Below are 10,679 nucleotides of genomic sequence, written 5' to 3'. Positions count from 1 at the left end.
ATCTCCCTGCCTTCATCCGTGTTCGCCCCTTCCAACTGGTCCATGAGCCAGAACGAGTTCAGGCTGGTGCCGTGCTTGTGGTAATCCTTCAGCAACGGGAACGCCGCCGAGCGATCGGCATCGGTGAGAGGAGGGATGGGTTCGCGTGGCAGGGCGGGGTTCCCCATCTCGGAATGGTCCATCTCGGAATGGTCCATCTGGGAGTGGTCGACCTGCGGACGGTCCTGTTGTCCATGATCCATCTGCGCGTGGTCGTCACCACTGCCGGCGTGCTCGGAATGGGTCTCCTGCGAACGCTTCGAATGATCCATGCCGGCATGGGGAGGCTGCGTCGTCGCATCTTCTTCCTGCCGGTCCGTCGTCGCACTTGACGTCGCAGGCTGGCCATGTCCGGCGTGCTGCGCGTAGGCGCCGACAGGGAGCGACAGGACGACGGCCAGCCCAGCCCACAGCATCGTTTTCGTTGGGCTCCTCATTCTTCGACCCTCACTTCCCGGAACATTCCAGACTCCATGTGGAAGAAGAGATGGCAGTGGTAGGCCCAGCGACCGAGTGCATCGGCGCGCACCCGGTAGCTGCGCTTCGTGCCCGGCGGCATGTCCACGGTGTGCTTGCGCAGATGGAAGTTGCCCTGTTCGTCCTCCAGGTCGCTCCACACGCCATGCAGATGGATCGGATGCGACATCATGGTGTCGTTCACCAGCACGATGCGCATGCGCTCGCCGTAGTTGAGGCGCAGCGGCGCGGCGTCGGCGAACTTGATCCCGTCGAACGACCAGGCGAAACGCTCCATGTGGCCGGTCAGGTGCAGCTCCACCGTGCGCCCCGGCTCGCGGCCGTCGGGGTCCTCAAACAGGCTCTTCAGGTCGGCGTACGTCGCCACGGTGCGACCGTTGCCGCGCAGGCCGATGCCCGGATCGGACAGTCGCGGCTCTGGCGTCATGGTCTGCATGTCCACCAGGGGATTGCCCGTTTCACTGGCCGGATGCGTCTGCATGCCGCCGCTTCCATGCCCGGCGTGCGCGCCTTGTGCGGCTGGAGCCCCGTGGCCGGCGTGCGGGTCCGGCGCCGGCACGGCGCCATGCCCGGCATGTGGATCAGCCGAGGGAACTGCCAGCCCTGAATGGGCGCCGTGGCCGCCATGCCCCATGTCGGCCATGGTCAGCAGCGGCCGCGGGTCCACCGCCGGCACCGGGGCACGCAAGCCCTCGCGGACCGCGAGCGTGCCGCTAACGTAGCCGGTGCGCGCGGAATCCTGGGCGAAGATCGTGAAAGCGTCCTGGCCGGTCGGTTCGACGATCACGTCGAAGGTCTCGGCGGTGGCGATGCGGATCTCGTCCACCGTCAGCGGATGGACGTACTGGCCGTCGACCTCGACCACCGTCATCTTCAGGCCCGGGATGCGCACATCGAAGTAGCTCATCGCCGAGCCGTTGATGAAGCGCAGCCGGATCTTCTCGCCGCTGCGGAACAGGCCGGTCCAGTTGCCCAGCGAAGTGGTGCCGTTCATCAGGTAGGTGTAGGTGTGCGCGTTGACGTCCGACAGGTCGGTGGGCGTCATCCGCATGCGGCCCCAGGCCGCGCGGTCGCTCAGGGTCGCACGCAGCCCGTCGTTGCTTACGTCGCGGAAGAAGTCCCCTACCGTCCGCTGGTAGTAGTTGTCGTACACCGACAACTTCTTCAGGCGGGCGAACAGACGCGCAGGATCCATGTCGGTCCAGTCGGACAGGAACACCACGTAGTCGCGGTCGTAGGAGAACGGCTCGGGTGCGATGGGATCGATGATCAGCGGCCCGTACATGCCGCCCTGTTCCTGGAAGCCGGAGTGGCTGTGGTACCAGTAGGTGCCGCCCTGGCGAACATCGAACTCGTACAGGTAGCTCTCGCCACGGCCGATGCCATCGAAGCTGAGACCGGGCACACCATCCATGTTCGCCGGCAGCAGGATGCCGTGCCAGTGGATCGACGTGGAGTCACCGTGGATCGAGCCTGGGGGCAGGTCGTTGCGGACCCGCAGCTGCACCCGCGTGCCTTCGCGCCAGCGCAGGATCGGTGCGGGCACCGAACCGTTGACGGTGATGGCGGGCCGCGTCTTGCCCGTGTAGTTGACCGCGGTCTCGCCCACGCTCAGGTCAAACTGCGTGCCGGCGAGAACTTCGAGCTGGCCCGGAGAGCGTAGTGCCCAGCTTTGCTTCGGCCACAGCCCCAGGCCCAGCACCGCCCCCCCCGCCGCCAACCCTTGAACGAACTGCCTTCGGGAAAGCAGGCGTTGTTCTTCGACGTTCGCACCTGAAGGTCTGGATCGCATGCATGATCTCCTATGATCGGTAGGGGCTGGCCGCAAGGGCGCCCGGTTCATCGCCACGATCCAGGCGATGGGAACCCGCGACGCCGGAGACGCCATCGTGGGGACGGATGCCGTTCAGCGTGCGCAAGACGAGCGCCGCGGCAGTGGCCGGAATTCCCAATGGATAAGGGACTCAGGAATCATGCAACGGTCGGGATCGAGCACATGGCCATGAAACTCGCGTCATCACGGCCAGCTTAGGAGGAGGTCACTTTCGCCGGGATGACCCGTCCATTACATTCCCGTCATTGCAATGTCATTCCCGCTCGGCCAGCGGGTCGCAAGACCTATCGCGGGTCCGTTCTACCTGCGCGGGATCTTGCGCTTCCGGACCCCAGGCTCATCGACCGCGCCACGTCGGCGTTTGGGTTCTCCCGCCGCCGCTGCCGATGGCTGTTCCAGATCGGCCAGGATCGGGCAATCGGGCCGATCGTCTCCCGAGCAGCCCATCACCAGTTGCTGGAGCGTGCCAGCCATCTCCTGCATGTCCGCGATCCGTTGCCGCAGATCTTCGATATGGCCCAGGGCGATGCGCTTGACGTCCGCACTGCGCCGGCGGCGGTTCCGCCAGAGCTGCAGCAGGCCATCGATCTCGGCGACGGAAAACCCCAGATCCCGCGCCCGCCGCACGAAGCGCAGTACGTGCACGTCGTTCTCTGTGTAGTTCCGGTAGCCTGCGTCCGTGCGGCTGGCCGCCGGGATCAAACCGGTCGCCTCGTAGTAGCGGATCATCTTGGCCGATACCCCTGAAGCGTTCGCTGCTTGACCGATGTTCACGTCATCCTCCTTTCGACCGACCCGGTCGCACCGTGGCCGGCGGACGCGACGGCCTCTCCCGAAACATCGGGCCGGCCAGTCACCGCGGACGCCACGGGCGGATGGAACCGCCGCAGCCTGAGGGCGTTGCCGAGGACGAAGACGCTCGACAACGCCATGGCGCCTGCCGCCAACACTGGCGAGAGCAGGACGCCGTAGGCCGGATAGAGCACGCCAGCGGCGACCGGGATCAGGGCGGCGTTGTAGCCGAACGCCCAGAACAGATTCTGCCGGATGTTGCGGATCGTCCCCTTCGACAGGGCGATGGCGTTGGGCACGCCCTTGAGGCTGCCCGACATCAGCACCACGTCGGCCGCCTCGATCGCGATGTCGGTGCCCGTGCCGATGGCGATGCCCACGTCGGCCTCGGCCAGGGCCGGCGCATCATTGATGCCGTCACCCACGAACACCAGATGGCCGTGAACGGCCCTGAGACGGCGCACCGTCTCGATCTTGCCTTTCGGAAGCACCTCGGCGACCACCTCGTCGATGCCGAGACGGCGGGCGATGGCCTCGGCTGTGCGCCGATTGTCGCCGGTGATCATGGCGACCTTGAGGCCCAGCGCGTGCAGCGCGGCGATGGCCTCGGGCGTGGTGTCCTTGATCGGATCGGCAACGGCGATGACGGCCGCGAGCTTTCCGTCGATCGCGGCGTAGAGCGGCGACTTGCCCTCGTCGCCCAGCCGCTCCGCGATACCGGAAAAGGTGGCCACATCCAGGCCCAGCCGGTGCATGTAACGGTCGGCGCCGATCTGGATACTCACTCCGTCCACCATCGCCTCGACGCCGAACCCGGTCTCGGACCTGAAGCCAGCGACCGCCGGCAAGGTCAGGCCTTGGGCTTGGGCGGCTTCTACGATGGCATGGCCGACGGGGTGTTCCGACTTCGCCTCGACGGCCGCGATCCGCGCCAGTACCTGCGCGCGATCGAAGCCTTCGGCCAGTTCCAGATCGGTGAGCACCGGCCGGCCTTCGGTCAGCGTGCCGGTCTTGTCCAGTGCGATGACCTTCGCATCCTTGAGCCACTGCAAGGCTTCGCCCTTGCGGAACAACACGCCCATTTCGGCGCCGCGCCCGGTGCCGACCATGATCGACGTGGGCGTGGCCAGCCCCATGGCGCAGGGACAAGCGATGATCAGCACGGCGACGGCATTGACCAGCGCGAACGTCAGCGCCGGTGCCGGGCCGAAGGCGAGCCAGACGAGGAACGTCAGCAGCGCCACACCGATCACGACCGGGACGAACCACAACGTCACCTTGTCGACCAGTGCCTGGATCGGCAGCTTGGAGCCCTGCGCTTCCTCCACCATGCGGATGATCCGGGAGAGTACCGTGGCCTCGCCTACCGCGGTTGCACGGAAAGCCAGCGCGCCGTTCTGGTTGACCGTACCGCCGACCACCGCGCTGCCGGCGGTCTTTGCCACCGGCACCGGCTCGCCGGTGATCATGGACTCATCGACGTAGCTGTCGCCATCGATCACCTCGCCGTCGACCGGAACACGTTCGCCCGGTCGCACTTCGACAATATCCCCCGGCACGACGTTGCCGAAGGCGATCTCGGCCGTCTCCTCGTCACGGCGCACTCGCGCGGTCCGCGCCTGCAACCCAATCAGCCGCTGGATCGCCTGGGAGGCGCGCCCCCTGGCCCGCGCTTCCAGAAAGCGGCCGATGAGAATCAAAGTGACGATGACGGCCGCCGCCTCGTAGTAGACGTTGACCGCTTCCGCGGGCAACAGCGCAGGCATGAAGGTCGCAACCAGCGAGTAGGCGTAAGCCGCCAGGGTACCGACCGCGACCAGCGAGTTCATGTCCGGCGCCAGGCGGAACAGCGCGGGAAAGCCATGCTGGTAGAAGCGCCGGCCCGGCCCGAGGATCACCAGTGTCGTCAGCGCGAACTGGATGACCCAGTTCCACTGCATGCCGAGGGTGCGGTTGATCAGGTGATGCACGCCGGGAACGAGGTGCGCACCCATCTCCAGCACAACCACCGGCAAGGTCAGCGCGATGGACACGGCCACGGCGCGTTTCAGGGCCGCCTGCTCGGCGTCCTTGCGGACCGCGTCATCGGCCTCGCGCGAGGACGCCCGGTCGATCGGCCGCGCCGCGTATCCCGCGTCGTCGATGGCCTGGATCAGCAACCTGGCGTCCACACCCCCTTCCACGACTGCGCGCTCTGTCGCCAGGTTGACGCGTGCCGCCGTCACGCCGGGGACGGTACGCAGTGCGCGCTCCACACGTCCGACGCAGGACGCGCAGGTCATGCCCTCGATGGCGAGTTCGGTCTTGATGATCGGAACCGCATAGCCCGCCCTCTCGATGGCCCGGGCCAGTGTCCGGTGGTCGGCCGGTGCCACGGTCTGCACGTCGGCCCATCCGGATGCGGGATCGACGCTCGCACCGTGAACGCCGGGGACGGCCCTCAGTGCCTGCTCGATCCGGCCGGCGCAGGAAGTGCCGCGCATTCCCGCGATGGGTAGGCGCACCGCCTCCAGTCGGAGGGAGGCGTCTTGTGAAGGGGAATCCATGTTCATCTCGCCGTACGATGGGGTCGATGGCCGAGTCTGTGGCTTACCACGGTGGGAAGGTCAACGCTTGCGCGGCCGGCCTGTGAACCCTTGACCTTCCAACGATGGCAAGGTCCATGATAGCCGTACGCAAACCAACAGGAGTTGTCCCATGCAGACGTTCCACATCCAGAACATGACTTGCGGCGGCTGCGTCCGAGGCGTCACGCGCGCCATCCAGTCCGTCGACCCGGCTGCGCGGGTTCACGCCGATGTTCCTGCCCGACGGGTGCAGGTCGTCTCCAACCAGCCCCGTGAGATCGTCGAGGCCACACTGACCAAGTCCGGCTACCAGGCGGTTTGGATCGCTCCGTGAAGCACCGCCTGGCGGCCTCGTTCAGGCCTCGTTGATCGTCAGGGTCAAGCGACCAGGTTCTCGGCCAGTGCGGTCGTCGGACGAAGCCGTTCTTGAACTGACCGGCCCGACCACTCAGTTGCAGGTACTCGGGTGGTCGGGCGGGGAGGGTCGATTGCGCCGCCACGACCATCCTCTCTCGATCTCGATTTGAAGTGCGACGCTCAAAAAGGTTCGGATCAGCACGATCAGCGCAAGGATCGCGACGCCCTGCAGCGAGGGATCGATCGTAACGGTTCGGATGATGTCGGCGGCCACGAGAAATTCCAGGCCCAGTACGATCGCGCCGCCGAGCTCCTGCCGCAGGGAGTGATATCGCGCCGTCAGTTCGAACCCCTTGTGGATGAAGGCGAATCGGCCGCAAGCCAACACGCTGCCCAGGGTGATGACCCCGACGCCGAACAACTCGAATCCCGCGACCGCGATCCCGATCGCCGCATGTGGCAAATCAGCGCTCATCGGCATATCCGGTCAATGGTGATCGTAGATCCCTACACCCCGGATGTCGTTCCATGAAGTGGTCTGGTGGCAGAGATAGCACTGCTCAGGTTCCGCATTCCTGACACCCGCTATCGGCTTGGACATCATTCCGAAGTGCTCCTTGTAGTGGCTGAGCGGCGCGAGGTGGCACTGGCCGCACTCGGTGGAACTCGGCGGTGGATGCCGGTACTCGGCAATCGACCATGTGGTCGTGCCGTGGCATGTCGCGCAGTCGTTTCCGAAGACCTGGACGTGCGGGTCGGTGGTCTTGTGGCAGCTCGCACAGTCCAGCAGCGTCTCCTTGTAAGTCATGCCGTTGGCAAGCGAGAGGTTGCCCGGCAGCGCCTCGGGCCGGTGTGCCTTGAGGTGCGCGAGCAGCACCGCCCCCTCATGACCCTCCGGGGCCCGATCGAGCCATCGCACGATGATGTCGGTCAAAGCCGCATGGTCCATACCACGCAGGCTGCGGCCGGCGTCGTGTTCCTTGTGGCAGGCCACGCAGTTGTTCGAGCCGGCGATGTCGGCATGGAATGCCGTCGGTTGTCGCTGGACCAGGACGGTCTCGTTTGCATGGCAGGCCACGCAAGTCGCGTCCTCCACGCCCTTCACCGGCGTGTGGCACGCCGCACAGTCCTCTTTGAGAAACGCATGTGCGCTGGACAGGGGGCCCGGAGAGGCCATGTTCTGCCACGTCGCGGCGCGCTGCATTTGCGGAAGGTATGTCCACAGTGCGACTGCCGACACCGGCGCCAGGACCGCGAGCAGCGCGGCGAGGATCTTTCCCTTTCGACTCATCTGAACCACCGCAACCCGAAGTAGATGCCAGCCCAGATATGCAACGCCAGCAGAAGATAGAAGATGATCGAGAACGCGATGTGTGCCGACAGCCAGGCGTTGAACAGCCTGCGCACCCGCTCCTGGAACTGGATCGAGTACTGCAGATCGGCGGCGGCGGATGCCAGTGGCAGCAGTTCGGCGCTGGCCTTGGGCGTACCGGCAACGCCCGCTGTTGGTCCTTGCGCGTAGGCCCAGTACTGCCCATCCAGAAGGCGCCACAGCCCGTCGATCTGCGCCTTCTTCTCGCGGATGTTCTCCGCGACGTAGCGCAGGTAATGCTGGCCGATGAACCCAGTGAGCACGCTCAGCAGCATCGATGCCGTCAGCGCGACGCCGAGCGCACTCTGGAACTTGTGCCCGCTATGGAGGATGGCCAACAGCGCGCCTACCAAGCCGAAATAGACGTGCGCCTGCAGCAATGCGCCGAAGCCATGCTTCCTGGTGAATGCGCGGCGCAGCGTAGCGCTGCGCTTGATTACGGTGTAGGTGAGCGGGACGAGCATGAACGCCGCGCCTACGACGCCGAACACGCCACCCAGGAGGCTTCCGGCGAAGAAGGAAGAGCGGTGCACCAGGAAACCCAGCCACAGGACCACCAGCATCGAGAAGATGATCGTCGCGATGATGCGATCCTGGTTGCGCATCTACGCATCCACCGAGATATCGGCCGACGCTTTCGCCTGGCAGGCCAGGATCACGCCCGAGGAACGATCGAGTGGCGTCAGGCTGTCGTCCACGTCCATGGTGACCTCGCCCGACAGCAGCTTGATCTTGCAGAGGCCGCAGTAACCCTGCCGGCAGGCATATTCGATCGGAACGCCGACCTCTTCGGCGGCCTCGAGAACGGTCTGGCCGGCCGCCAGCGGCGCCTTTTTTCCGGACCGCTCGAAGCTGCAGGTGACGGCCGTCGCCGTGTCGCCCGCCGACACCTCCGGGCCGGGAGGCACTGTCCTGGAGGGGCTCAGGAACAGCTCGGAATGAACCGACGCCAGGTCGATGCCCAGCTTGCCCAGTTCGTTGCGGACCGCGTCCATCATCACCGGCGGACCGCACAAGTGGATGCGGCGCGAACGGATCTGCGGAATCTGCCCCAGCAGTTCGGCGGTGATGAACCCACGCGGGCCGGTCCATGCCGCCGATGACTCGTCGCTCAGCACGATGGACACATGCAGGTTCGGATGCCGGCGGGCGAGTTGATTCAGCTCGTCGCGGAAGATCACGCTTTCCAGGTCCTTGCAGGCGTAGACCAGGTCGATCCGGCCGTTCCAGCTCTGGTCGGTCAGGTAGCGGATGGAACTCATCAGCGGCGTGATGCCGACGCCGCCGCCCAGGAACACGACACTGTCGGACTCGACGCCGCGGAAGGTGAAGCGGCCGTAGGGGCCGGACGCATCGAGGAGATCGCCTTCCTTCACCTGCTCGTGCAGGTAACCCGAGACGATGCCGCCGCTTTCGTGCTTGACCGTCAGGTCGCACCAGCCGTGGCAGCATGGCGATGAAGCGATCGAATACGAGCGCTTGACCTGGTTCCCGCCTGAATGCACCGAAAGCGTGAGGAACTGGCCGGGCTCGAACTCGAACGGCAGCGCACCCACGCCCTCCACTGGCGCCAGCCGAAACGTCTTGACCTTGGGCGTCTCCTGGAAGACGCGTGCGACCCGCAGCTTGCCCACCCAGCCGCCCATGGTGGACACGGGTGCGCGTGCCTGCGGCTCGCCCTCGGCCGGCACGCCCGGAGACACGGGCGCCGCGGGGGCCGGCGCCACACCGGAACGAGGCGCAGCGGCGGGGGCCGGAGGCACCGGTGCCCCGGTGCGCAACGTGGCGAGGACCGCATTCGTGCGTCGGGTTCGCGCCACGTACATCCAGGCGGCCAGCAGCGCAAAGGCCAGCAGCAACGCCATCGTGAAGTAGTGGAAGCCCGACAGGCCGAAGACGCCGTGCGCCGGGGCCGTGGTCAGGGGATCGGTCAGGTTCATCTCGCGCCGGAACCACGCCAGCGCGATCCCCCGCGGCGCCTGTCCTTCGGCCAGTGCGCGGTAGGCCGACAAGCCGCTGTCGAATTCGCCCCAGGCCACGCGCATGCGGTCGGATGCTTCCTGCAGGCCGCCGTAGTCGTTGCGCTGGACCGCGTGCGACGCCTCCGACGACAGGGACGCCAATAGCTGGATCCCTTCGTGCATCCGGTGGTGGGCGAGCTGCTCAACGCTCGCGCGCCGCTCCGGCGGTAGATCCGGCAGCGCCATCAGCTGCGGATACAGCAGCTTGTTGAGGCGCCGATCCCGACCGCACTCGTCTCCGCGGCAGCCGCGCATCATGTCGTCCATCATGCCGCCCATGGAACCGGCCATCGATGCACCACTCGAAGCCGGCATGCTGGCAGTCGCGTCCGGGTGATGCGCGGCGTGATCGTCATCGCCCGCCGATGCGTCAGCCGGCGGTGTGGCGCTCATCGGCATGCCGTTCATCGGGCTGCTGCTTTGCGCCGGCATGCCATCGGCTGGCGCCGGCTGCGGTACCGCCATGCTTCCGGCCTTGTCCGGATGATGCGCGGCGTGATCGTCATCGCCCATCGGCGCGCCAGCCGGCGGCGTGGTGCCCATCGGCATACCAGCCATCGAGCCGCTGTCCCGGGCCGATGACGTGCCGGCAGCGTCCGGCTGCGCAGCCGTCGTGCCGCCGGTCTTGTCTGGCGGATGGGCTGCGTGTGGATCAGCAGCCGACTGAGCGCCGGCCGCTCCATGAGCCAGCAGCATCGCCAGCGTGGCCAGGGCGGCGACTCGCTTCCACCCCACGAAGCCTTCCGTCAGCACCGCGGCGGCCTCCGCTACATATGGCCCATCTTCTTCTTGGCCATGCCCCCGCCCATGCTCGAATCCATCTTCTGCATGGTGGCGTCGACCTTCTGCATCTGCATCTCGCAGTGCTCCATGTCCTCCTTCATCTGCTGCATGTGCTGCATCGTGGCGGGCATGTCCATGTCCTTATGCGCGGAGGCATCGCCAGCCTTCATCGCCATGGCCTGCTGATGCATCTGCATGCTGCCTTCCTGCATCTGTCGGCCCATGGCCTCCATGGCTTGCCCCCGTTCGCGCATCATGGCTGCCATCTCCTCCATGTGCGTGGCCATGGCATCGGGCGTTGCGGGCGCATTCTGAGAAGCAGGGGACTTCGGATCGGTAGGGTGCGCCGCTGGAGCGTGAGGTGCCGCCGGGGTGCTGGCGGGCTGCTGCCCCATGGCGCCTGGCATGGCATCCTTCTTGTGCATGTCATCATCAGC

General features: G+C 66.3%; 9 protein-coding genes and 1 pseudogene. 1 reads left to right on the top strand and 9 read right to left on the bottom strand.

What is annotated here, in order from left to right:
- The 4 genes and pseudogenes from CYU89_RS18055 to CYU89_RS18040 form a co-directional block, all read right to left on the bottom strand.
- Nucleotides 1-311: pseudogene (locus tag CYU89_RS18055) on the bottom strand (copper resistance protein B); the annotation flags it as partial.
- A gap of 161 nt (nucleotides 312-472) precedes the next feature.
- Nucleotides 473-2,308 carry a copper resistance system multicopper oxidase gene (locus CYU89_RS18050; protein WP_296282916.1) on the bottom strand — a complete coding sequence of 612 codons (1,836 nt, stop codon included), beginning with the start codon at nucleotides 2,306-2,308 and terminating at the stop codon, nucleotides 473-475.
- A 342-nt stretch (nucleotides 2,309-2,650) separates the two neighbouring features.
- A complete protein-coding gene (gene cueR / locus CYU89_RS18045; RefSeq protein WP_296282915.1) occupies nucleotides 2,651-3,124 on the bottom strand; it encodes a Cu(I)-responsive transcriptional regulator in 474 nt (157 codons plus the stop codon).
- Entirely contained in the window at nucleotides 3,121-5,688 is a 2,568-nt protein-coding gene (locus CYU89_RS18040) for a heavy metal translocating P-type ATPase (RefSeq protein ID WP_043290895.1), read from the bottom strand. The genes cueR and CYU89_RS18040 overlap by 4 nt, the downstream gene beginning before the upstream one ends.
- 151 nt (nucleotides 5,689-5,839) lie before the next feature.
- On the opposite strand from CYU89_RS18040, the gene CYU89_RS18035 reads away from it, so the two are divergent.
- The gene (locus tag CYU89_RS18035) at nucleotides 5,840-6,043 is read left to right on the top strand and encodes a heavy-metal-associated domain-containing protein (protein ID WP_296282914.1); all 204 of its coding nucleotides are present in this window, start codon (nucleotides 5,840-5,842) and stop codon (nucleotides 6,041-6,043) included.
- 114 nt (nucleotides 6,044-6,157) lie between these two features.
- Here the strand turns inward: CYU89_RS18035 and CYU89_RS18030 are convergent, their stop codons facing one another.
- The 5 genes from CYU89_RS18030 to CYU89_RS18010 form a co-directional block, all read right to left on the bottom strand.
- Nucleotides 6,158-6,541 (bottom strand): DUF1622 domain-containing protein, encoded by a 384-nt coding sequence (locus tag CYU89_RS18030; RefSeq protein ID WP_066923461.1) that lies wholly within the window; start codon nucleotides 6,539-6,541, stop codon nucleotides 6,158-6,160.
- 12 nt (nucleotides 6,542-6,553) lie between these two features.
- Nucleotides 6,554-7,357 carry a cytochrome c3 family protein gene (locus CYU89_RS18025; RefSeq protein ID WP_014159572.1) on the bottom strand — a complete coding sequence of 268 codons (804 nt, stop codon included), beginning with the start codon at nucleotides 7,355-7,357 and terminating at the stop codon, nucleotides 6,554-6,556.
- Nucleotides 7,354-8,043, bottom strand: a complete 690-nt coding sequence (locus tag CYU89_RS18020; protein WP_003292130.1) for a hypothetical protein — start codon at nucleotides 8,041-8,043, stop codon at nucleotides 7,354-7,356. Before CYU89_RS18020 ends, CYU89_RS18025 begins: the two co-directional genes overlap by 4 nt.
- Nucleotides 8,044-10,194 carry a 2Fe-2S iron-sulfur cluster-binding protein gene (locus CYU89_RS18015; protein WP_296282913.1) on the bottom strand — a complete coding sequence of 717 codons (2,151 nt, stop codon included), beginning with the start codon at nucleotides 10,192-10,194 and terminating at the stop codon, nucleotides 8,044-8,046.
- A gap of 32 nt (nucleotides 10,195-10,226) precedes the next feature.
- Nucleotides 10,227-10,679 (bottom strand): hypothetical protein (locus CYU89_RS18010; RefSeq protein WP_296282912.1); only part of this gene is annotated, 453 nt, incomplete at its 5' end.

Source organism: Pseudoxanthomonas sp. (genome assembly GCF_002863005.1).
Lineage (GTDB): Bacteria > Pseudomonadota > Gammaproteobacteria > Xanthomonadales > Xanthomonadaceae > Pseudoxanthomonas_A.
Note: the sequence above shows the minus strand (reverse complement) of the source record. Positions and strands in the feature narration are given on the sequence as shown.

Coding starts and splice junctions, on each gene's coding strand:
- CYU89_RS18050 (WP_296282916.1), bottom strand. CDS start 2,308: ATGCGATCCAGACCTTCAGGTGCGAACGTCGAAGAACAACGCCTGCTT.
- CYU89_RS18040 (WP_043290895.1), bottom strand. CDS start 5,688: ATGGATTCCCCTTCACAAGACGCCTCCCTCCGACTGGAGGCGGTGCGC.
- CYU89_RS18035 (WP_296282914.1), top strand. CDS start 5,840: ATGCAGACGTTCCACATCCAGAACATGACTTGCGGCGGCTGCGTCCGA.
- CYU89_RS18030 (WP_066923461.1), bottom strand. CDS start 6,541: ATGAGCGCTGATTTGCCACATGCGGCGATCGGGATCGCGGTCGCGGGA.
- CYU89_RS18025 (WP_014159572.1), bottom strand. CDS start 7,357: ATGAGTCGAAAGGGAAAGATCCTCGCCGCGCTGCTCGCGGTCCTGGCG.
- CYU89_RS18020 (WP_003292130.1), bottom strand. CDS start 8,043: ATGCGCAACCAGGATCGCATCATCGCGACGATCATCTTCTCGATGCTG.